The 22,307-nt window shown below is 63.7% G+C and carries 20 protein-coding genes; 9 read left to right on the top strand and 11 right to left on the bottom strand.

Translation table 11 applies throughout. The annotated features are described in order from the left end of the window. Positions 1 to 64: 64 nt before the first annotated feature. Positions 65 to 1,876 (bottom strand): long-chain-acyl-CoA synthetase, encoded by a 1,812-nt coding sequence (locus IEV75_RS06675; protein ID WP_188451786.1) that lies wholly within the window; start codon positions 1,874 to 1,876, stop codon positions 65 to 67. 225 nt (positions 1,877 to 2,101) lie between these two features. Between IEV75_RS06675 and IEV75_RS06670 the strand changes: the two genes are divergently transcribed. The 3 genes from IEV75_RS06670 (at position 2,102) to IEV75_RS06660 (ending at position 5,025) form a co-directional block, all read left to right on the top strand. Beyond that, positions 2,102 to 2,737: a helix-turn-helix domain-containing protein gene (locus IEV75_RS06670; protein WP_267905769.1), complete on the top strand. Its 636-nt coding sequence runs from the start codon at positions 2,102 to 2,104 to the stop codon at positions 2,735 to 2,737. Between the two features lie 150 nt (positions 2,738 to 2,887). Further along, positions 2,888 to 3,331, top strand: coding sequence for a BLUF domain-containing protein (locus IEV75_RS06665; protein WP_188451784.1), 444 nt, complete (start codon positions 2,888 to 2,890; stop codon positions 3,329 to 3,331). A 233-nt stretch (positions 3,332 to 3,564) separates the two neighbouring features. After that, positions 3,565 to 5,025 carry a M20/M25/M40 family metallo-hydrolase gene (locus IEV75_RS06660; RefSeq protein WP_188451783.1) on the top strand — a complete coding sequence of 487 codons (1,461 nt, stop codon included), beginning with the start codon at positions 3,565 to 3,567 and terminating at the stop codon, positions 5,023 to 5,025. A 142-nt stretch (positions 5,026 to 5,167) separates the two neighbouring features. Here IEV75_RS06660 and cydX read toward each other — a convergent pair whose 3' ends face one another. Genes cydX through IEV75_RS06645 form a run of 3 tightly spaced genes read right to left on the bottom strand, consistent with a single transcriptional unit; the run spans position 5,168 to position 8,076 of the window. Beyond that, a complete protein-coding gene (gene cydX, locus IEV75_RS06655; RefSeq protein ID WP_188451782.1) occupies positions 5,168 to 5,299 on the bottom strand; it encodes a cytochrome bd-I oxidase subunit CydX in 132 nt (43 codons plus the stop codon). A 20-nt stretch (positions 5,300 to 5,319) separates the two neighbouring features. Continuing rightward, a complete protein-coding gene (gene cydB, locus IEV75_RS06650; RefSeq protein WP_188451781.1) occupies positions 5,320 to 6,468 on the bottom strand; it encodes a cytochrome d ubiquinol oxidase subunit II in 1,149 nt (382 codons plus the stop codon). Positions 6,469 to 6,480: 12 nt separating this feature from the next. Then, entirely contained in the window at positions 6,481 to 8,076 is a 1,596-nt protein-coding gene (locus IEV75_RS06645) for a cytochrome ubiquinol oxidase subunit I (protein WP_188451780.1), read from the bottom strand. A 1,085-nt stretch (positions 8,077 to 9,161) separates the two neighbouring features. Here IEV75_RS06645 and cydD point away from each other — a divergent pair. Both cydD and cydC read left to right on the top strand, forming a co-directional pair. Further along, the gene (gene cydD / locus IEV75_RS06640) at positions 9,162 to 10,847 is read left to right on the top strand and encodes a thiol reductant ABC exporter subunit CydD (protein WP_188451779.1); all 1,686 of its coding nucleotides are present in this window, start codon (positions 9,162 to 9,164) and stop codon (positions 10,845 to 10,847) included. After that, on the top strand, positions 10,844 to 12,577 hold the full coding sequence (cydC, locus tag IEV75_RS06635) for a thiol reductant ABC exporter subunit CydC (RefSeq protein ID WP_188451778.1): 1,734 nt from the start codon (positions 10,844 to 10,846) through the stop codon (positions 12,575 to 12,577). Before cydD ends, cydC begins: the two co-directional genes overlap by 4 nt. A 3-nt stretch (positions 12,578 to 12,580) precedes the next feature. Here the strand turns inward: cydC and IEV75_RS06630 are convergent, their stop codons facing one another. Then, on the bottom strand, positions 12,581 to 12,817 hold the full coding sequence (locus IEV75_RS06630) for a hypothetical protein (protein ID WP_188451777.1): 237 nt from the start codon (positions 12,815 to 12,817) through the stop codon (positions 12,581 to 12,583). 141 nt (positions 12,818 to 12,958) lie between these two features. On the opposite strand from IEV75_RS06630, the gene IEV75_RS06625 reads away from it, so the two are divergent. Next, entirely contained in the window at positions 12,959 to 13,909 is a 951-nt protein-coding gene (locus IEV75_RS06625; protein ID WP_188451776.1) for a radical SAM protein, read from the top strand. Here the strand turns inward: IEV75_RS06625 and IEV75_RS06620 are convergent. Next, positions 13,906 to 14,907, bottom strand: a complete 1,002-nt coding sequence (locus tag IEV75_RS06620; RefSeq protein WP_188451775.1) for a 2'-deoxycytidine 5'-triphosphate deaminase domain-containing protein — start codon at positions 14,905 to 14,907, stop codon at positions 13,906 to 13,908. The two genes, IEV75_RS06625 and IEV75_RS06620, sit on opposite strands and share 4 nt — an antisense overlap. 153 nt (positions 14,908 to 15,060) lie before the next feature. Between IEV75_RS06620 and apaG the strand changes: the two genes are divergently transcribed. Beyond that, the gene (gene apaG / locus IEV75_RS06615; RefSeq protein WP_188451774.1) at positions 15,061 to 15,453 is read left to right on the top strand and encodes a Co2+/Mg2+ efflux facilitator ApaG/CorD; all 393 of its coding nucleotides are present in this window, start codon (positions 15,061 to 15,063) and stop codon (positions 15,451 to 15,453) included. A gap of 24 nt (positions 15,454 to 15,477) precedes the next feature. Further along, entirely contained in the window at positions 15,478 to 16,932 is a 1,455-nt protein-coding gene (locus IEV75_RS06610; RefSeq protein ID WP_188451773.1) for a TrkH family potassium uptake protein, read from the top strand. A gap of 12 nt (positions 16,933 to 16,944) precedes the next feature. Here IEV75_RS06610 and IEV75_RS06605 read toward each other — a convergent pair whose 3' ends face one another. The 3 genes from IEV75_RS06605 to IEV75_RS06595 are packed head-to-tail and all read right to left on the bottom strand — an operon-like array spanning position 16,945 to position 19,989. Beyond that, positions 16,945 to 17,913, bottom strand: coding sequence for an Hsp33 family molecular chaperone (locus IEV75_RS06605; protein WP_188451772.1), 969 nt, complete (start codon positions 17,911 to 17,913; stop codon positions 16,945 to 16,947). A gap of 22 nt (positions 17,914 to 17,935) precedes the next feature. After that, on the bottom strand, positions 17,936 to 19,120 hold the full coding sequence (locus tag IEV75_RS06600; RefSeq protein ID WP_188451771.1) for an aspartate aminotransferase family protein: 1,185 nt from the start codon (positions 19,118 to 19,120) through the stop codon (positions 17,936 to 17,938). A gap of 23 nt (positions 19,121 to 19,143) precedes the next feature. Continuing rightward, positions 19,144 to 19,989, bottom strand: coding sequence for an ABC transporter permease (locus tag IEV75_RS06595; RefSeq protein ID WP_188451770.1), 846 nt, complete (start codon positions 19,987 to 19,989; stop codon positions 19,144 to 19,146). A gap of 243 nt (positions 19,990 to 20,232) precedes the next feature. Between IEV75_RS06595 and IEV75_RS06590 the strand changes: the two genes are divergently transcribed. Further along, entirely contained in the window at positions 20,233 to 20,790 is a 558-nt protein-coding gene (locus IEV75_RS06590; RefSeq protein WP_188451769.1) for a GcrA family cell cycle regulator, read from the top strand. 56 nt (positions 20,791 to 20,846) lie between these two features. On the opposite strand, the gene phoB is transcribed toward IEV75_RS06590, so the two are convergent. Both phoB and phoU read right to left on the bottom strand, forming a co-directional pair. After that, positions 20,847 to 21,533 (bottom strand): phosphate regulon transcriptional regulator PhoB, encoded by a 687-nt coding sequence (phoB, locus tag IEV75_RS06585; RefSeq protein WP_188451768.1) that lies wholly within the window; start codon positions 21,531 to 21,533, stop codon positions 20,847 to 20,849. Positions 21,534 to 21,544: 11 nt separating this feature from the next. After that, positions 21,545 to 22,261 (bottom strand): phosphate signaling complex protein PhoU, encoded by a 717-nt coding sequence (gene phoU / locus IEV75_RS06580; RefSeq protein WP_188451767.1) that lies wholly within the window; start codon positions 22,259 to 22,261, stop codon positions 21,545 to 21,547. Positions 22,262 to 22,307 lie beyond the last annotated feature (46 nt).

Genomic DNA, 22,307 nt, shown 5'->3' with positions numbered 1-22,307 from the left:
TTTGCATATATACCAATGCGTTAATGCGCCATCAGGTGCATGATGGCGTGCGACCGCGTGCGAATCAAACCCGCAGCTCCCCGCTTTCGATAGCGGCGCGGATTTCCTCGGTCAGGGGCACATAGGCCTTCTGTTCGGGATGATCGATATAGAGCGGTTCGGAGATTTTCGCCGGGTCCCAGCCTTCAGCCACCAGATCGGTCTTTTTCAGCTTGAACGTACCGGTGGTGTGCTCTGACGGGTCTTCCTGGTGGATGCGCACAAAGAGCGGGCGGGCATAGGCCGGCAGCTCTTTGGTCACATGGGCGTGGACGGCCGCGAGATCGAAATCCTTGTTCACCACCAGGGCCGCCATGCCGGCCTTGCCGGGGTAATCGGCCACGGGCACACCATAGATATTGGCCTGCACGATGCCGCTGGCCATGCCCATGATCTCGGCCACCTCGGAGGTCGCGACGTTCTCCGACTTCCAGCGGAAAGTGTCGCCCACCCGGTCGATGAAGTAGAAATAGCCTTGGCGGTCGCGCTTCATCAGATCGCCGGTGCGGAAGTAGAGATCGCCTTTCCTGAACACGTCGCGCAGAAGCTTCTTCTCGGTGGCTTCCTTGTCGCCATAGCCGTCGAAGCGGTAGCGGGCATCATCGGAGCGGATCTCGCCAATGGCCTCGCCCACCTCGTCCGGACCGCAGGGAATGCAGCGCCCCTTCGCGTCGCGCACGGGCATCTCCGAATCCAGATCGAACTTCACCAGATGCGAGTTGAACCGGCTTTTGAGATAAGGCGGCACGCGGCCAATGGCACCGGGCTTTGAATCAAGGTTCAGGAAGCCGACATTGCCTTCGGTTGCGCCATAGAACTCCATGATGCGTTCAATGCCCGAACGCTCCACAAAGCGCGGCCAGACATCCGGGCGCAGCCCATTGCCGATGGCGACGCGGATCTTGTGCTTCTTTTCCTCCGGCGAGGGATCGGCCGCAACGAGGAAGCGGCACAGCTCGCCGACATACATGAACATGGTTGCCCCATGCTCGGCGGCGTCCTTCCAGAAGGCGCTGGCGGAAAACTTGCGCCGGACGATCAGGGCGCCGCCCTGGCTGAGCGCGCAGCCCACACCGCAAAGCCCGCCCGTGGCGTGGTAAAGCGGCAGTACCATCATCATGCGGTCCTTGGGCGAGGCGTGGGCCGCCACCGCAAAGACCTGCAGATAGTAAAGCGAGCGGGTATGGGCGACGATCGCGGCCTTGGGCAGGCCCGTCGTGCCGGAGGTGTACATTTTCAGGCACGGGTCCTTGGCAAGCAGGTGCTCGCGATGCTCGCGGCCCGGGCGCGCGTCGGACACCGCTTGAAGCGCCCCGCCGAGATCCTGCCCGCCGGGCACGCTGTCAGCAGCACCATCGAATATCCAGGGCGTGATCGGCCCTATCGCGTCCGCTGCCGCCGCATAGGCGGCGCTCAGCTCGCCCTCGATAATGGCATGCGCGGCCCCGGCGATATTCACCCCGTGCGCCAGCGCCTTGCCCGTAACCTGGTTGTTCAGGAGAGCGGCGATCACACCCACTTTCGACAGGCCATACCAGAAGGCGATGTATTCCCAGCGATTGCCCATATAGAGCGCCACCGTGTCACCGGGCTTTATGCCACTGGCCAGCGCCCAGTTGGCGACGCGGTTCGCAAACGCGTCAAACGCGCCATAGCTGATCGTGGAGCCATCCTCCAGGATGAAGGCGGGGCGGGTCTTGTGCGCATCGACATTGCGCTCAAGAAGATCGGGCGTCAGATCGGGCGAATCCGGCGTGATGGACTTGAGCGTTTTCAGGAGCCGGACAAGCTCCCTCGTGTAGAAAATCTCACGCTTGATCGCGCTGAAGAAATCCATCTCGTCTGACCTCCCGCTGACCGCCTCTTTCCGGGCGGACCCGCGACAGTAATTGCCGCGGGGGGCGGGTCAAGACAACGCCATGCCTACAATGCTGCAAAGCACAGTATGTGCAGCACGGTACGCATCCGTTACGTACTGCAACGACATAAAAACATGCATGCATCCATGTCAGAGCGCGTTAATCCGTAGTTTCGGAGGGGAAATTAGACGGGGAGTATATGGTTGACGCAGGAGAATGGGACCGGGTGTGAGGGGACACCTGGCAGGTGGGGACCAGCGCTGCGGGCCTTGCGGCTGCGCAGCAATATGAAGCAGGACGATGCGGCGAGCCGGCTAAGGGTCAGCCAGTCCTATATCTCGCGGCTGGAAAACGGGGTTGTCGAGCCTTCGCCCGATATCATCTCACGTTTGCGCGCGCTGCTGCACAATCCGGTGCACCGGCCCCTGGTGGACCAGCTATGCGCCATTGTGCGCCATTCGCCACATGCGGTGGCCTTGCTGGCCTACAGGGACGGTGCGGTCAGCGTGATCGAGGCCAGTTCACGCTACCGCCATGCCGGGCCGCCGTTTGACGCCTATTTGCCGGATATGCAAACCGCCGATCCGCTGGGTCAGGCTGTATCCAACATTGTCCGGCAAGTGCTGGCCTGCGGGGCGTTCGACGGCGAAATCGCCTGTATGGAGGTGGTCTGGCGGGCGCCGGTGGACGGCGAGATGCGCAGTTTTCATTCCGTACAAACGCCGGTGTTCACCGGCACTGAATGGCTGGTCCATTCGGCAACCGCGGCCATGAGCGCTGCCGGGTACAAGGCGTTTCTGGCCCGGAATGGCGGGCCGGAAATCGTGCACGGTTTCTGAACCGCCAGGCGTAGGAAATGCCCCTGGAAAGCCAATCAACCACATGAATTTATTTATGCTTCGGTATCAGGCGAACACCCGCACGATTGAATGCTCCCTGATGCATTCCGCCAGGGACACGATAGAGGCCCTTTTCAAGGACAGAGCCCCATGTTCCTGACCCGTCTCGTCTATCACAGCCTTGCTGATTTCATGTCCGGATCGGGCAGCGTGTCCGACGAGATGGGCCGCATATTGTCGGCCGGGTTGCGCAATAACCCGCCTGAAGGGCTGACCGGTGTGCTGGCGGTTGACGGTGACCGCTTCCTGCAGGTGCTGGAGGGCTCAAGGCAGGCGGTTTCCACCACTTTCCGGCGGATTGCCCGCGATGCAGCGCACAGGGGTCTGCAGATCGTGTTCTGCGGCGAGGTGGACCAGCGCTGCTTTTCCGACTGGTCGGTCGCGGTGCTACGGGAAGATTCCCTGCCCGCCCCGGAGGCCCGTGAGGTGGATTATGACCACATCACCGCAGACGGCCTGGTGGAGCGGGCACGGCGCATCCGGGAAACCGGGCTGATCGCGCGGCGCGAAACCCTGAACGCCGATAGAGCGTGACGCAAACTGGACGGAAGCGGCAGGACAGGTCCGTCCGCCACGCTGAAAAACGTCGCTGCCGCGCCAGGATTCTGCGGCTTCACGGCCCGCTTCGCCCAACTTCCGGCGTTTGCGCGGCCACAGACACCGCTCAGGGCGAACAAAACTTGTTCGACTGGCAAGATTGGGCGAGCATGGCGTCAGACGGCAGGCCGCTTGGGGAATGTCGGGCGAAAAATCTGGGAGATCCTGTCATGCGCCTGGCGCTAGCGGCGGCTGCGGCCGCATTCCTGTCGATCCCTGTCCAGACCGGCCCTGTCCGGGCGGCCGAATTGCCTGAAGAGGCCCGCGTCCATGCTCGCGCCCTTGCCGAGACGGGGCTGGAGAGTGATCTGGCCTACCGGCTGACCGAATCGCTGACCACTGAAATCGGGCCGCGCCTGGCGGGCACACCGCAAGAGGCGCGTGCGCGCGACTGGGCTGTGGAGATGTTCAATGAGCTGGGCTTTGAAAATGTCCGGGTCGAGAACTTCCCGATGGATTTATGGACGCGCGGCTATTCCATCTTCGAGGAAGTGGCGATCACCCATCCCTTCCCGCAGGAGCTCTACGCCACCTCTCTGGGCGGTGCAGCGGCCACGCCCGAGGATGGGCTGGAAGCGGAGATCGTGTTCTTTGACAGCTTTGATGACCTGCTGGAATTTGACGGCGCGGACGATGCGCTGGAGGGCAAGCTGGTCTTCGTCAATGACCGCATGACCGCCGCGCGCACCGGCGAGGGCTATGGCTGGGCCAATCGCAAGCGCACCCTTGGCTGGGTAGAGGCGGAAAACCGCGGCGCGGCGGGCCTGCTGATCCGGTCGGTGGGCACGTCCTCGCACCGCTTCGCCCATACGGGCATGATGAGCTTTCCTGCCCAGCGTCTTCCCGGCATTCCTGCGCTCGCGGTCTCGGCGCCGGACGCTGACCAGATCGAGCGCATCCACGCCATGGGCGAGACGATACGCGTGGCGCTGCGCACCCATGCCGGCTGGCGCGGCGAGGTGACCAGCGGCAATGTCATCGCCGAAATCGTGGGCGCCGAGGCGCCTGAGGAAATCGTCATCATCGGCGCCCATCTCGACAGCTGGGATAACGGCACCGGCGCGCTGGACGACGGGGCGGGCGTAGGCATCGTCACCGCCGCGGCCAGGCTGATCATGGAGGCAGGCGTGCGCCCGCGCCGGACCATCCGCGTGGTGCTGTTCGGCGCCGAGGAGGTGGGGCTGGTCGGTGCGCGCGCCTACGCCCGCGCCCGCATGGCGGACGGCACGGTGGACCAGCATGTCATCGGATCGGAATCCGACTTCGGCGCGCGCAATGTCTGGCGTCTGTCGTCAGGGGTGGGCGAACATGCGGTGGGCTTCTTTGACGCCATGCAGGGCGAACTCGCCTTCCTGGGCATCGAGCGCGGCGGCAATTCATCTGGCGGCGGGCCGGACATGATCCCGCTGGCGGCGATGGGTGTGCCCATGGCGCGCCTGGACCAGGACGGGACGGATTATTTCGAGTTTCACCACACCCCCAATGACACGTTCGACAAGATCGTGCCCGAGGAAATGGCCCAGAATGTCGCGGCCTGGGCCATGTTCACCTGGTTCCTGGCCGATAGCGACATGGATTTCCGCGCGCGTCCCGAAGCGGGAGACGCAGAAGAGGGCGAACCGGCGCAATAATTTTTCCGCCGGAAACCTGATCCTGCGCGATCCCGGCCTAAATCCCGCGCCGCCAGCGCCCGGTTCGAGACATCGGTCAGCCGTGAGGCTGGCGCGCGCACCCTCGCAGGCACCCGGAGAGGAATCTATCAGACGACCTGCGTTACCAGCGCGCCGCTTCCTCGCTGGAGCCGCGATCGCCCTCATCACCCAGCGACATCTCGTGCCACATGGCGTTGAGGATGGCGAAGGAGCAGGCGAGGCCGATGCCCAGAATCCATGCGAAATACCACATATCTGTCGACTCCTGAGGTGCTAGTAATAGTCGCCGCCGCTGGTCACGTCCTCGGTCGTCACCCGCCCCCACATCACCTTGAAGGCCCAGGCCGTGTAGGCGAGAATGATGGGCAGGAAGATCGCTGTCACGATCAGCATGATGAACAGTGTGAGCTGGCTTGAAGAGCTGTTCCACACCGTCAGGCTGGAATTGGGATCAAGGCTCGAAGGCAGGATGAAGGGGAACATGGACAGCCCCGCCGTCGAAATGATCCCGAAGGTTGAAAGCTTGGAACCGATAAAGGTGATGCTCTCCGAATTGAGCCTCAGTCCGATAAGCGCCGCAAACGCCCCGCCAAAGCCCAGAACGGGCGCCAGTATCATCCAGGGATGGGAGGCATAATTGGCGAGCCACGCGCCCGCCGCCGCCACCGTTTCGGTGCGCAAGGGGTTGGACGGGCCCGCCGGGTCCACCTCGCCCACTTGCGCAAAGCCATAAGGCCCGTAGGCCATGGCCAGCCCGCCACCGGCAAACAGCACGATCGAGGCAATCGCAAAAACCGGGGCAAGCGTGCGTGCGCGGTCGCGAACGGGTCCGTATTCGGCCTTCATCGACAGCCAGGCCGCGCCATGCAGGCCCATCATGGTGACCGACAACAGCCCGCACAGGATCGCGAACGGGTTCAGAAGGTCGAAGAAGGAGCCTTCCCAGAAGGCGCGCAAGTTTTCGTCCAGCCGGAAGGGCACACCCACCAGCACATTGCCTACCGCCACACCGAAGAGGAGGGCAGGCACGAACCCGCCGGTAAACAGCGCCCAGTCCCACATCGCCCGCCAGCGCTTGTCTTCCCGCTTGGAGCGGTATTTGAAGCCGACAGGGCGCAATATCAGCGCAGCCAGCAGCACGAACATCGCCAGATAAAGCCCGGAGAACGAGACCGCATAGACCATCGGCCAGGCGGCAAAGATCGCCCCGCCACCCAGGATGAACCAGACCTGATTGCCTTCCCAGGTCGGGCCGACCGTGTTGATGGCGACACGCCGTTCGGCGTCTGTCTTCGCCACGAAGGGCAACAGGCCCGCCACGCCAAAATCAAATCCGTCCGTCGCGGCAAAGCCGATCAGCAGGACACCCAGCAATCCCCACCAGAGGACGCGCAAGGTTTCATATGAAATCGGGATTTCCATCTTGCAGCTCTCCTACTCGGCAGGAACAGGGGCCATGCCGCCGTCACTGGCAGCCGGCTTGTGGGTGGGGCGCCGCGCCGCATCACCGCCCTTGCCCGCATACGGACCCTTGCGGATGAAGTGCAGCATCAGCATGACCTCGATCACGGCCAGCGCGCCATAAAGGGCGGTGAAGCCGGCAATCGTCATCCATATCTGCGTCGCGTTGAGGCTGGAGACGCCCATGAAGGTCGGCAGCATGCCCTCGATGATCCAGGGCTGGCGGCCATATTCGGCCAGCAGCCATCCCAGCTCCGCCGCGACCCAGGGCAGGGGCAGCGAGATGAGCGCCACCCACAGGAACCAGCGTGTCTCATGGCGGCGCAGCGTGCACAGCACAAAGGCCGTGCCGAAGAGCAGTATCATGTAGAAGCCGATCCCCGCCATGAAGCGGAAGGACCAGAACATGACCGGCACGTCGGGTATCGTATCGAAGGCGGCCTGACGGATCTGGTCGGGCGTCGCCTCGCGCGGATCGGCGATATAGCGGGTAAGAAGGAGGGCATAGCCAAGGTCGAACTTGGTTTCCTCGAATTGCGCGCGCGCCTCGGTGTCCGTCTCGTCTGCCCGCAGGCGCTGCAGCGCGTCATAGGCCAGGATGCCGTTCTCCACGCGCGTCTCGGCAATTGCGACCAGCGGCAATATGCCCTCCACCTCGGAATCGAGCGAGCGCGTGGCGATGAGGCCCAGCACCCAGGGCACATCAACGGCAAAGTGCGTGGTCTGGTTTTCCACGTCGGGGAAGCCGACAAGCGTGAGCGGGGCAGGCGCTTCATGCGTCTCCCACATCGCTTCGAGCGCGGCGAGCTTCATACGCTGGTTATGGGTGAGCGCATAACCGCTCTCATCGCCCAGCACCACGACCGAGAGCGAACCCATCAGGCCGAAGGCGGCTGCGACCGTCATCGAGCGCTTGGCAAAGCCGCGATGGCGGCGCTGCAGCAGGAACCAGGCCGAGATCGCCAGCACGAACAGCGCGCCGGTGACATAGCCGGCCGCCACCGTGTGCACGAATTTGGCCTGCGCCACCGGATTGAACAGGACCGCCATGAAGTCGGTGACTTCCATGCGCATGGTTTCGGGATTGAACTGCGACCCCACCGGGTTCTGCATCCAGCCATTGGCGATGAGGATCCACAGCGCGGAGAGATTGGTGCCGAGCGCCATGAACCAGGTCACCGCGAGGTGGGCCTGCTTGCTCATCCGGTCCCAGCCGAAGAAGAACAGGCCCACAAGTGTCGCTTCGAGGAAGAAGGCCATCAGGCCCTCGATCGCCAGCGGCGCGCCGAACACATCGCCCACATAGTGGGAGTAGTAGGACCAGTTCATGCCGAACTGGAACTCCATCGTGATGCCGGTGGAGACGCCGAGCGCGAAATTGATGCCGAACAGCGCGCCCCAGAATTTCGTCATGTCCTTCCAGACCTGACGGCCGGTCATCACATAGACGCTCTCCATGATGGCGAGCATGAAGGCGAGGCCGAGCGTCAAGGGCACGAACAGGAAATGGTACATGGCTGTCAGCGCGAACTGCCAGCGCGATAGATCGGCAACTTCCATGTCGATCATGGAAAAACTCCCCGCAGCGATAGATGCAAACCTCTACGGGAAATACCCATAGCCGATTTGCGGACTTTTATCCCTATGCCTTGTGCGGATTTCTTTGGATAGCGCGCATTCTGACGCAGGGGCGCGGTGCCGCAGGGGGGCAGACGCGCAGGCGGGAATGCGTTGCGGAACAAAAAAAATACTGGGTTCCAGATAGCGGCTACGCCGCTTCTGGAATGACGAGGGGAACGGGCTCTGCGGAGAGAAAATTGGACCCCGGCTCGGGGGCCGGAAACCCGGTTGAGAGTAATGCGCTTCGATCTGCGCCGCCGCGGAATCGCCGGACCTTAGAAACCGCGGTCCCGCCCCCCGAGCCGGGACCCATACACTTCGTTTCACCGGGATGAGCCGGTGCCTAGTCTTCTTCTGCTCTGGACCCCGGCATTCGCCGTGAAAACGCGGGGAGGGAACAGCAGAGATGCCCACGCGAAGCCCCCTCCCCATCGTCATTCCGGGGGAGCACAGCGACACCCGGAATCCAGCTCTTTATTTTGATGTTCAGCCCGTCCGGGCTTCGCGCCTCGCATAGGCTCCGGCGGCCTTGCAGGCCGCTTCTGGAATGAGGAGTGGCGCAAAGCGCGTGGAGCAGAAGATGGACCCCGGCTCGGGGGCCGGGGACCCGGTTGTCTTGCGGGTTCGATAGCTCTGCCAGGTTTGGCACCAACCTCTCCAATTTGGGTCTCGGCCCCGCCTGTCCCCGTGAAGCCGGAGAAGCCGCGATCCACACTTTTCGCTTTCCCGCCTCCTGCCCCTCCTGCTCACCTGCCCTACTGCCCTCCTGCCATACGGCCCCACCTACCCCACTGCCCCTCCCGCCCCGCCTGCCCAACCATTCCCGCGCTTCGCGCGTCCGTGCCGCTGTGTTAATACGATATGCAGGAAAAGGGAGACGGATGACAGCTCCGGCCAGAGGGCGACGGCCCGCTATAACCCCCCACCTCCCCCACTCCCCCCACTGGCAATTCGCGCCCGCTTCGCTAGACAAAGCCCCCTGAGACGCTGCGCCGCAGGGCGCTGCTGAGCGATATGCGTGATTAACGGCGGCCATGAGCAATCCTGCCCTCACTTCAGAAGCCCGGCGTGCGCTGGGCGGCCTTCTCTCCGCATGGGGGAAGGCCGGGCGCGGGCCGTCAATGCTGGCGAGCGTGTGCGGGATTGCGCAATACGCGCTCTTCATCGGCTTTGCCGGCTTTGCCGCCAGCGCGATTGCGGGCCTCGTCAATGGCGAGGCCTTCCTCGCGCCCGCCCTCATCGCCGCCCTGTTTGCTGCTTTCCGCGCGGGGGCGCAGGCGCTGGAGACGCGCGCAGGCTTTGAGGCCGCCGCGCGGGTGAAGGCCCATGTCCGGCGCGAGGCGGCCCACGCGCTCGCCGCCAAGGGCCCCGCCTTCACCGAGCGGCTGGAGACCGGCGCAGCAGGCTCGGCCCTCACCGACGCGGTGGAGAAGCTGGAAGGGTATTTCGGGCGCTACCGCCCGCTCATGCCGGTGATCGCGGGCGCGCCTATCCTGATGGTTGCTGCTGCCTTCACCCAGAGCTGGGTGGTGGGCACGCTCTTCATCATCACCGCGCCCTTGCTGCCGCTTTTCATGGCGATTGTCGGCGGCGCGGCGGCGGCAGCCAGCAAGGACCAGATCGCGGTGCTCGCCCGCCTCGCCGGGCGCTTTAATGACCGCTTGCAATCACTGGCACTCCTGAACGCGTTCAACGCCGCGCCGCGCGAGCGCGAGGGGCTGGCCGCGGCATCGGAGGATTTCCGCCAGCGCACGATGAAAGTGCTCCGGCTTGCCTTCCTCTCCTCCGCCATTCTGGAATTTTTCGCCGCCCTCTCGGTCGCGGCCATTGCGGTCTATGTCGGCTTCTCGCTTCTGGGGGAGCTACCCTTCGATGCGGGCGAAACTGTCACCCTGCGTGAGGGGCTGTTCGTCCTTATCCTGGCACCGGAATTTTACATGCCGCTGCGGCGTTTATCCGCCGCCTATCACGACCGCGCCGACGCCGAAGCCGCCGCCGGTACTATAAAACCCCTGCTGGAATACCCGGAATTAGGGCTTTCGAGGGTAACATTCGCCCCCTTTCATACCTCACCCTCTCTGGACCTCTCTCGCGTCTCGTGCACTTACGAAAATGACCGCAAGGCATTGAATCCCATCACGCTTTCCATTCAGGCGGGAAGATTGAGCGTTTTGTGGGGACCGTCGGGTTCGGGCAAGTCCACACTCCTCAAAATCCTGATGGGTTTTGCGCCTCTATCCTCCGGCGAGGTGCGGATAGACGGCGAACCGATGGACGCCCCGCTCGCCGGGCGCGCAGGCTGGATTGGCCAGAACCCGCGCCTGTTTCATGGCAGCTTGCGGGATAATATCACCCTGCATGACGAGACTATCCCGGCAGAGATGATTGAGCGCGCGGTGGCAGAGGCCGGCGTCGCCGACTTCCTTATCCACCTGTCGGACGGTCTCGACACACCCCTTGGCGAACGCGGATTTGGTTTGTCTGGCGGGCAGATACAGCGGGTAGCTCTCGCGCGGGCGCTGGCCCGTGACATGAAACTTGTCCTCATGGACGAGCCCACCGCCCATCTTGATGGCGAGGCCGAGGCGCGCTTTCTCGAAGCGCTTCTCTCCAACAAAAATGGGCGGACAATCCTCATCGCTACCCACAGCCCGGCCGTGCGCGCGATTGCCGACGAGGTGTTCGAGATTGCTGAGCTGCAAGAGGGCGGAGCGCCATGAAAACGCTCACCTTCTTCCTTGCTTTGGCAAGGCCTGACCGCTGGTGGCTGCGCGCCGGGGCTGTGCTTGCCATCCTCACTCTGCTCGCCGGAATCGGGCTTTTATCCCTGTCGGGCTGGTTCATAACCGCAGCCGCTATCGCCGGGGCAGCGGGGCTGGGGCGCAGTTTCAACTATCTTTTTGCATCAGGCGGTGTGCGCGGATTTGCCATGGCACGTACCCTCGGCAGATATGCCGAGCGGCTGGCCACCCACGAGGCCACTTTCCGCATCCTGGCCCGCCTGCGCCTTTGGGTGTTTGACCGGGCCGCACCGCTAGTCCCGGCAGGGCTTGGCGGCCTGCGCGCAGGCGATCTGCTTTCGCGTGTCACCGGCGATGTCGATGCGCTGGACGGGCTCTATCTACGGCTGGTAACGCCCGCCCTGTCCGCGCTTTTCGGTGCGCTGGCAGTCGTCATTGTCCTCGGTTTTGCGGCTCCGGCAGCGATATTGCCCGTGATCGGGCTCTTTATCCTGTCAGGATTAGGCCTGCCTCTCCTCGCGGCAAAGCTTGGCCAATCCGCCGGAGAAAGCGTCACGCAATCGGCCTCCGATACGCGTTCAGAGGCCGCTGACCTGATCGCGGGCATGGCCGAGCTCAAGGCCTATGGCGCTGAAGGGGCAGTGCTTTCCCGCCTCGATGCGGCGAGCGATAGCTGGATCTCCGGCCAGCGCCACCTTGCCGGACTGGCGCTGATGAATACCGCCGTACTCGCCTTTGCCGGTCCGGCCAGCTTCGTCGCCGGTTTCCTTGCCGCTGCGGCGTCGGGCGCATCGCCGCCTCTGGCTGCATTGGCAGGCTTTATTGCCTTTGGTTTGTTCGAGGCTGCCGCCCCGCTTGTCCTCGCCGGGGAGCAGTATGGGCGCACGCTCTCTGCCGCCAAACGCCTGAAAGCGCTCGATGATCTGCGCCCGGCCGTGGAAGAGCCGCAAACGCCTCTCCCCCTGCCTGATGGCCATGATGCGGTGTTCAGCTCGGTCGGATTTACCTATCCCGGCGGCCAGTCCCGCCCCGCCCTCACCGATGTCAGCTTCACCCTGCCCGAAGGCGGGCGGGTAGCCCTTGTGGGCGCCTCCGGGTCTGGAAAGTCGAGCATTATCCGTTTGCTGATGGGCTTTTATGCCCCGGATAGCGGGGCGATCCGCCTCGGCGGAACTGACCTTGCCGCTCTCGGGCCTACGCGGACAAGAGAGCGCCTGTCCCTTGTCGATCAGCGCGCCGATCTGCTTTCCACCACGGTGCGGGCAAACCTGCTGCTCGCCCGGCCCGACGCGACAGAAAGCCAGCTCTGGCAAGCCCTTGAACAAGCCAGAGCCGCCGATTTCGTGCGCGCTCTGCCCGATGGATTGCTGACCTGGATTGGCGAGGAGGGGCGCCTCATATCCGGCGGACAGGCGCGGCGTATCGCGCTCGCCCGCGCCTTCCTGCGCGATGCCCCTGTCATGCTGCTCGATGAACCGACCGAAGGGCTGGACAGCCGGACAGAGGCCGAATTTCTTGATGCGCTCGATGCGTGGCTCGACGCTGATCCGCGCCGCTCTGTTCTCATTGTCACCCACCGCCCGGCCTTGCTGGCGCGGGCGCGCGAGGTGATCGTGATGGAGGATGGACGCATCTTGCAGACGGGCAGCGTGGACGCGCTGACCGCGCAGGACGGCGCGTTCAAGCGCCTGTTTGGCAACAGGGTTTAAGCGTCAGTCATTGCGCCAGAACATCCACCAGGGGTCGGGCTCGGGCTGGTGAATACCCAGCCATTCGCGCACCTGGAGGATGGCGGGCGAGAGCCGCTCCCATGCCGGAACATGGCCGATTATCCACGCATCCGCCGCCGGCCAGAACACCGATAGCAGGAAGGCGCCAAGGAAGATCGTGACCACGATGGTCAGGATAGGCTTGAAAACGTCCCCGATGAATTTGAACAGACCGCCCATAAGGACCTCCCCTGTCTATCTCTCCACCCTAGCCTGCCTGACGCTGAATGGGGAGTGAAAGCGCGCGCTTTGCCTCGGGGTGTCTGCGCTGCTAGCGTCGCCGCGTGATCCGCTGGCATAGCCCGCTGCGTAGAAAGCCTTATGACCCAGACGCTTGCTCAATCGGGCCCCGCGCCCTTCGCCGACCCGGACATTACCGCCAAGGGCGAGACCCGCGCCAGCGTGGCGTTTGACAGATTGCAGACGCTCTGGGTGATGACCGGCACGCTGTGCAACATCGCCTGCACCAACTGCTATATCGAAAGCTCGCCGGAGAATGACCGGCTTGTCTACATCACGCCGGACGAGCTGGAACCCTATCTGGACGAGGTGGGGGCACTGGTCCCGGAGCCCATCGAGATCGGCTTTACCGGCGGAGAACCCTTCCTCAACCCTCATATGGCGGCGCTGGCCGAAGCGGCGCTGAAACGCGGGCACCGCGTCCTCATTCTGACCAACGCCATGCGCCCGATGATGCGCCCGCGCGTGCAGTCCGGATTGCTGGATCTGCAGGCCCGCTATCCGGGGCAGATAACCCTTCGCACCAGCCTCGATCACTACACGCCTGAGGTACACGATACGGAGCGCGGAGCCGGCGGTTTCGCCGCGACGCTTGAGGGCATTAACTGGCTGAGCAATAACGGGTTTTTGCTCGCGCTGGCAGGCCGTCAGATGACCGATGAAACCATGGCGGAGGCGCGCGCGGGCTATGCGGCCCTGATCGCGGCGCACGGGTGGGATATAGACGCGGCCAATCCGGCGCAAATGGTGATCTTCCCGGAAATGGACGAGGCCGGATCGCCGCCCGAAATCACCGTCGATTGCTGGGGCATTCTGAATAAAAATCCGGCCGATATCATGTGCGCGTCCAGCCGGATGATCATCAAGCGGCGCGGTGCCAAAAGGCCCTCGGTGGTCGCCTGCACGCTCCTGCCCTACGACCCGCAATTTGAACTGGCCACGACCCTCACCGAGAGCCTGAGGCCTGTGAAGCTGAACCATAAATTCTGCGCGCAGTTCTGCGTGCTCGGCGGGGCGAGTTGTTCAGCTTAAGCCTTGAAATGTTTGCCGAGTTTCAGGCCCTGACCTTGGTAGTTGGACCCGTTCATGCCATAGGCCGAACCGATTTTTCCCGCCATCGGCTCATGGACGAGGCGGGCCACGGCCTGACCATGTTCAAGGATAAAGGGCACGTCACGCCCCCTCACCTCAAGCACGGCTTTTGCCGGTGCGCCAAGGCCGAAGCCGGGGTCGAAAAACCCGGCATAATGGGCGCGGAACTCCCCTATTTCCGGGGCGATGGGCGCCATCTCGGCAGCATCGGCGAGCGGGATTTCTACCGCCTCGCGTGAGGCGAGAATGTAGAACTCCCCCGGATCGAGCACGATCTGCCCGCGTGGGGCGTATAGCGGTTCCCAGAAATCCAGCGCGGCATGCGCGCCGATCCGGCATAAATCCACCAGCGGGCTGTGGCGCTTGGCCCGCCAGCCGACAGGCGCGTTACCTGCCGCCTGCAGATCAACGCTAAGCACTTGTGAAAGCCCGGCTTTGAGCGCGCCGCGCCGCAGGCGCACCTGCACCAGCCGGTCGCCCGGACGGGCAAGGATGGAAAAGGTGCGCGGGGAGATTTCCACCCATAGCGGGCCGCAATAGCCCGCGGGCAGCTGGTCGAAGGCGGCCGCATTATTCCCGATGACCCGGGTGAAGACATCCAGCCGTCCAGTGGAGCTTTTCGGGTTCATCGCCGCGCTGAGGCCCGCCGGCAGGGCGAGGCTTTCCATCAGCGGGACAAGATAGACGCAGCCTGTCTCCAGCACGGCCCCGCCCGTCAGCTCGATCTCGTGCATGACAAGGCCGGAAGCGAGGCAGTCATCAACAGTGCGCGCCGGGCCGGGAAGGAAGCTGGCACGCAACCGGTACGCCTTTGTTCCCAAACGCAGATCAAGGCTCGCGGGCTGGATCTGACCGTCCTCGATATCCGGCGCAACAATACCTCCGGCGGAGACCAGTGCGGCAAGGTCAAGATCGGTCAGGATACCGGGCGTGGACATGATGCAAACGCGACTCACGAAGGGGGATAGAGGGCGCACCGTTCCGCATGGCGAGAGGCTTTGCAATGGCGCAGGCAGGCGCGTCTGCGCGAAACCCCTTGAGCGGACGCGCCAAGAGGTGTCTCATCCGGTGCAGAGGAGTTTTGTACCGCCATGTATATGCTGGAAACCGAAGGCGTTATCATCCGTGTCGAGCCGGATTATCTGGAAACAGAATCCGAGCCGGACGAGAACCGCTATATCTGGTCGTACACTGTCGAGATTGAAAATTCGGGCGCTGCCCCGGTGCAGTTGATGACGCGCGAATGGCGGATAACCGATGCCAAGGGCCGCACCCGCGTGGTCAAGGGTGAAGGCGTGATCGGGGAAAAGCCGGTTATCGCCCCGGGAGAATGCTTCCGCTATACATCGGGCGCGCCCCTGCCCACGCCGTCGGGCTTCATGAGCGGACAATACGAGATGCGCCGGGCGGACGGAGCCGTTTTCAATGCCGCCATTCCATCGTTTGCACTGGACAGCCCCCTCATGCCGGCCACGCTGCATTAGGCTGGCGCGCCGGAAGGCTGACGCGTGAGCATCTATACCCGCACCGTGATCTTCATTCTGGGCGTGCTGCTCGCCGCGCTCGGCGGTGCCATGCTGGTGCCTGCCATCATCGACCTCAATGTCGATGCAGAGTCCGCGCACGCCTTTTTCGGTTCGGCCGTGCTGTGCGGATTTGTCGGCGGCATCATGGCCCTGATGGGGCGCGGGGACGGGTTCGACCTGGACGCGCGCGGCGCGATCCTCGTCACATCCGGGTCCTGGATAGTGCTGGGTCTGGCTGCGGCTATCCCGCTGCATCTGGCCGGGATCGGCATGAGCTGGACCGATGCCATTTTCGAGTCCGTTTCAGGCATCACCACCACCGGCGCCACCGTGCTGACCGGCCTGCAGGATCTGCCGGCGGGTGTGCTGATCTGGCGGGCGATCCTGCAATGGATTGGCGGGATCGGCATCATCGTGACGGCGATGGCCATCTGGCCCGTGCTGGGTATTGGCGGCATGCAGCTTTTCCGGCTGGAAAGCTCTGACAAGATGGACAAGGCCCTGCCGCGCGCCGGCGAGATAGCGGGCGCGGTAGGTCTGATCTATCTGGTACTCACCTTTGCCTGCTTCATCGCTTATGGCTTCGCAGGCATGAACGCGTTCGATGCGGCTGCCCACGCCATGACCACTGTCGCCACGGGCGGATTCTCCACCCACGACAATTCGATCGGCGCCTGGGCGCATGAAGGCGCAGACCTCGTCGCGCTCGTCTTCATGTTGCTCTCTGCCCTGCCCTTCCTGGTTTTCCTGCGCGCCCTGCAGGGGCGCCCGGACCGGATCATCACCGATCCGCAGGTGCGCGCCTTTCTGGCCGTTGTCCTGATTGCCTGTGCGGGCCTGACCCTGATGCTGATCGTCAACCCGGTGGATACTGGCGGCCTGCCGGCCTGGCGCGCCGCGGCGGTAAATGCCGTCTCGGTGATGACCGGAACGGGCTATGGCAGCGCCGATTTTGCACAGTGGGGCACCATGCCGGTCATGGTGTTCTTCATCCTGATGTTTGCGGGCGGTTGCGCAGGCTCGAGCACCTGTTCGATCAAGATATTCCGTCACCAGATCGCCGCCTCGGCCATGCTGACCTATCTGCACCGCTATGCCCGGCCACGGGCCGTGCGCTCAGTGCACTATGATGGCAAGCCCGTGTCCGAAGCGACCGTGCGCTCGGTACTGGGCTTTGTATTCCTGTTCTTCGGAGCGTTTGCGGTGTCGGCGGTGTTGCTGTCGCTGATCGGACTGGACCCGGTCACCGCCCTGTCGGGTGCCGCCACCACCATCGCCAATGTCGGCCCGGGCCTGGGCGATATTATCGGCCCGGCGGGCACATTCCAGCCTCTGCCCGATGCCGCCAAATGGGTGATGAGCTTCACCATGCTGGTCGGCCGGCTGGAAGTGCTGACCATGCTGGCCCTGTTCACGCCCGCCTTCTGGCGCAGCTGACAGGACAGCAGGTCAGCCCGCCGCGTCAATCTCGGCTTCGGTGAAGCGCCAGTCGCGATTGCAATACTCGCACGTCATCACAACGGCGCCGTCCTTCACCATGTCATCACGGTCCTCTGCCGGGAAACCGGCGAGGATGCGCGCCAGCCGTTCGCGTTCACAGGTGCAACGCCTCATCACCTGCTTGCCGGGCTGCAGGCGCACGCCATCCTCGTGGAAGAGGCGGTAGAGCAGCTTGCCGGAGGAGACACCCGGATCGAGCAATTCATCATCCTCGACGGTGTCGAACAATACCTGCGCATCGGCGAAGGCATGGGCGTCATGGCCGCGCGCATCATCGCCGGCAATGCGCTGCAATATCGCGCCGCCCGCGCGCCAGCGCATGGAGCCGCCATCGACCATTTCCTGACCCACCGCGAGGCGGATACGCGTCGGCACCTGTTCAGACTGGGCGAAATAGTGCTCGGCGCAGGCCGCCAGCGAGGGGCCATCCAGCGCCACCACGCCCTGATAGCGGTCCATGTCTGCACCCTGGTCAATCGTCATGGCGAAGGCGCCGGAGCCGAGCAGGCGTTCAGCGCCCGGCCGCGGGCCATGTTCGGCCTCAAGCACAGCAACGCGATCGGCGTCATAGCGGGCAAAGCCGCGCACGCCCTCGCCCACGGCATAGTCTGCGACGACGAAGCTGACAGCGCCTTCACCGCCCAGCCCGCCGGGATTGGCATTGGCGCCGCTGGCCTGCACGATAAGCCGGCCCTCAAACTTGAGCGAATCCCCGATCAGCACCGCGAGAAGGACGGCTTCGCCCAGCAGCGCCGCGACGGGCATAGGCAGTTCGTGCGCGGACAGGATCTCGTCGATGACCGGGCCGAGCCGGACCACCCGGCCCGATACGGGCCGCTCTTCCAGCTGGAATGCCGCCACAATGTCATCGTCACGGCCCAGCTCTCCGGGGGCCGGTGCAGCACTGCTCTGATCCATGGTCCGCCTTGCTTGTTCTTGCCTAGCCCTGCTCAAGCGCGGCGAGGGCAGCGTCGAGCGCCTCTACCGCCTGCCGGGCATGGGCTTCTTCAATGATCAGCGGCGGGGCCATACGGGCCACATTGTCACCAGCCGCTCCGATCAGCAGATGGTGATCGCGCGCGTGCTTTGCCAGTGTCTTGTTCACATAGCCGGTCTTCAGCTTCAGCCCGGCCAGAAGCCCCTTGCCGCGAACCTCCTCGACCTTGGCCGAATGCGTATCGGCAAGGCCATGCAGTTGCTGGTGCAGGAAGTTGGAGATGTCCACGACATGATCCATGAAGCCCGGCGCAGTCAGCTCGTCATAGACGACATTGCCAACGGCCATGGCCAGCGGATTGCCGCCAAATGTGGATCCGTGTGTGCCAACCACCATGTGTGCGCCGGCATCGTCGGTAGTCAGGCATGCGCCCATCGGGAAGCCGCCGCCCACACCCTTGGCCACGGCCATGATGTCCGGCGCCGCGCTGCCCGCCCATTCATGCGCCCACAGCTTGCCCGTGCGCCCGGCGCCACACTGGACCTCGTCGTAGATCAGTAGAAGGCCATGCTCGTCGCACAGCTCACGCAGGCCGCGCAGGCAGACATCCGGCAAGGCACGTACGCCGCCTTCGCCCTGCACCGGCTCCACCAGAATGGCGGCTGTCTCTTCGGTAACGGCAGCCTTCAGGGCGTCGTGATCACCGAACGGAACGGAGTCAAACCCCTCCATGCGCGGGCCGAAGCCTTCCAGATAGGCCGGGTTTCCACCCGCATTGATGCCGCCATAGGTGCGGCCATGGAAGGCGCCGGTGAAGGTGATGATGCGGTAGCGGTCCGGGCGCCCGTTCACGAAGTGATAGTGGCGCGCGGTCTTGATCGCGCACTCGATCGCCTCGGTGCCGGAATTGGTGAAGAAAACGCGGTCTGCAAAACTGTTCCGGCAATACTTGGCGGCGAGCTCGTGCTGGCCGGGCACCGTGAACATGTTGGAGGTGTGCCAGAGCTTGTCGGCCTGGGCTTTCAGGGCTGCGACCGCCTTCGGGTGGGCATGGCCGAGCGCGTTCACTGCGATACCGGAAATGAAGTCGAGATATCTGTCGCCGCTGCGCTCAATCAGGAAGACGCCTTCGCCACGCTCGAATATCTGCGAGGGCGGAGCATAGGTGTCAAAAAGCGGTGTCGGCATGTTCGGTATCTCCGGTAAAAAGATCAGGTTCTCAGCCGCCAGCCAGAGCGTAAAACGCCATAGCAGGCCACCAGAAGCACAGCGTTGATGACCAGCGTCACCGCGACGCCAATGGCGATATTGCCGTCGGCATAACCGATAAAGCCGTAGCGGAAACCGTCGATCAGATAGAAGAACGGATTGACGTGACTGATGGTCTGGAAAGGCTCGGGCAGGATCGAGATCGAGTAGAAGGTGCCAGACAGGAAGGTCAGCGGCATGATGATGAAATTGGTGATGACCGCCAGGTGATCGAATTTCTCTGCCCACACACCGGCAATGACACCGGCCATGCCCAGCATGGCTGCCGCGCCGACGCCGAAGAACACAATTGCCCAGAGATGGGCAACTGGCAGCGAGGCAAACGGCACGATCACAGCAGCAGAAGCTGCCGCCACAAGGACGCCGCGCGTAATCGCGCCGCCGATAAAGGCAGCCGCCAGCTCGCCGGCGGACAGAGGCGGCATCAGGAAATCGACCGTATTGCCCTGCACCTTGGCCACGATCAGCGAAGAGGACGAGTTGGCGAACGCATTGTTCAAAAGCCCCATCATGATGAGGCCGGGGCCTAGAAACACGACGAAGGGAAGTCCGCCAGGAGCCTCGCGCGTAACGCCGATGGCCAGCGAAAACACCATCATGTAGAGCAGGGTCGTGGCGACCGGGGCTGCGACCGTCTGGAAGCTCACCTTCAAAAAGCGGCGCACTTCCTTCTTGTAAAGCGTCCACAGGCCGAGCCAGTTTACCGCGCCCATCACGCGCGGCTGCGGCGGCACAGCCCCGGCAAGGCTGGCCTTCACGGCATCGCTCTGGCTGGACGTGTCTGGCATGACCGGACCCTTTTCGCCTTGTTCTGACGGATGGTTGACCGTCCTCTAGCACGGTCCGGCGCAACGACGCGAGTGCGCAAGGCGCAAGTTTTCCACGTCCGAATCAGTGCCGCATCTTGTGCTATCAGAACCCGCCGATACTGTATTTCGTGTCCGACCCCAAGATGTAGGGTTTAGCAGCAAGCCTGCTACCAATCCATTGGGGTCCAATATCGAAGCGTATAAGGCGAGGAGCGCACCGCCATGGCATGGACTGATGAACGGGTGGAAACCCTGAAAAAATTGTGGGCTGACGGTCTGAGCGCCAGCCAGATCGCCAAACAGCTCGGCGGCGTAACCCGCAATGCCGTGATCGGCAAGGTACACCGGCTTGGCCTGTCAGGCCGGGCAGCACCCTCCCGCCCCACACGGCGTATCGCTACGCCCAAGCTGGCCCCCAGACCGCGGACGGCCACCTCTTCATCACCGGCCAGCGCGAAGGCCAAGCCGTCCAATGGCAGCGAACCGGCTGTGGTGCGCGCGCCGGCGCCGGCGCCTGTTCCCGTCGAACCGCATGTCCTGCCATCAGGCGATTACGCCACGGTGCTGACCTTGCGCGAGGGCATGTGCAAATGGCCTGTCGGTGATCCGGCTGATGCCAGCTTCCGCTTCTGCGGTCACAAGACCACGCCGGGGCAAGCCTATTGCGAAGCGCATTCGCAGATGGCCTACCAGCCCCAGGCCAAGCGCAAGCGCAAGCCCGCCGATGACGCGCGCGCGGTGCTGGACAGCCTGGCGTCGGGCCGCCGGGCCAATTTCTAGGAAAACAGCCCCTGCGCTTGAAAGAAGAGCCCCGGTGATGTCACCGGGGCTTTTTTCTAGTCCGCGTTCAGCGCATAGCCGGCAGACCGGACGGTGCGGATCGGATCAATCTCGTGTCCGTTATTGAGCGCCTTGCGCAGCCGCCCGACATGCACGTCGACAGTGCGTGCCTCCACATAGACATCCGAGCCCCATACCGCGTCGAGCAATTGTTCGCGCGAGAAGACCCGTCCGGGATGCTGCATGAAATAGTCCAGCAGGCGGAACTCGGTCGGGCCGAGATGAATGTCGCGTCCCGCACGCGACACCCGGTGCGCTACACGGTCAATCGTGATCTCGCCGACCACCACCTTGTCATCGGCCAGCCCGGGCCGGATGCGGCGCAATATGGCGCGGACACGGGCAAACAGCTCATTCATCAGGAAGGGCTTGATGATGTAGTCATCGGCGCCGGTATCAAGCCCGCGGATCCGGTCTGCCTCCTCGCCGCGCGCTGTCAGCATGATGATCGGAATATTGCGCGTCTCCTGACGCCCGCGCAGGCGGCGGCAAACCTCGATGCCCGACACGCGTGGCAGCATCCAGTCGAGCAGGATGATGTCCGGCTGGCGCTCCTCCACGAGGATCATCGCCTCCTCGCCATCGGCGGCGACCGTGACGCGGAAACCTTCCTTCTTCAGATTATACTGAAGCAGCTCGGCCAGCGCATCTTCATCCTCGACGACCAGAACATGCGGTTGCATGGCAGTGCCCTCTAGCTAGCGCCGCTTTCGAGCGGCGTGCCCTTGGGCCGTTCGGCCGTCAGCTCGCTGCCCGTGACGGCATAGTGAACCAGCTCGGCGATATTGGTGGCATGGTCGCCCACCCGCTCGAGATTCTTGGCGATGAACAGAAGGTGCGTGCCCGGCCCGATCAGCCGGGAGTCCCCGGCCATGCAGGTCAGAAGCTCGCGAAAGAGCGCATTATAGTGCTCGTCCACGTCGTCATCGCGCTCCCACACGCCGACTGCGCCGGCAATCTCGCCGCTTACATAGGCGTCCAGCACCTCATGGAGGTGACGCTGGACCAGCCGGCCCATGCGTTCGACCGACTTGGTGAGCGGCAGGGGCTCGGCCTCGTTCAGGGCCCGCGTACGCCGGGCGATATTCTTGGCCAGATCACCGACACGTTCCAGGTCTGCCGAAATCTTGAGCGCCGCGATGCAGACGCGCAAATCCCACGCCAGAGGCTGGCGCAGGGCGAGCAGGCGGATTATCTGGCGTTCAACATCGTGTTGAAGCGCGTCAATGCGCTTGTCGCGTTCAGCCACATCCAGCGCGAGATCGCTGTCGCGGGTGATGATGGCGTCGATCGCATCGGAGATCATGCTTTCGGCAAGGCCGCCCATGGTGGCGACCGAGGCTGAAAGCTGTTCCAGCTCCTCGGAAAAGGCCTTGACGATATGGTGACCCTGCTGTGCCGGGCTGTTCATGGCGATTACCTTTTTGCGGAGCAAAAGCGCTCCCTGGTCAGGCGGA

The organism is Glycocaulis albus (genome assembly GCF_014639075.1).
In the GTDB taxonomy this organism is placed as follows: domain Bacteria; phylum Pseudomonadota; class Alphaproteobacteria; order Caulobacterales; family Maricaulaceae; genus Glycocaulis; species Glycocaulis albus.
The sequence above is the reverse complement of the archived record's forward strand: the minus strand, read 5'-3'. Positions and strand labels throughout refer to the sequence as shown.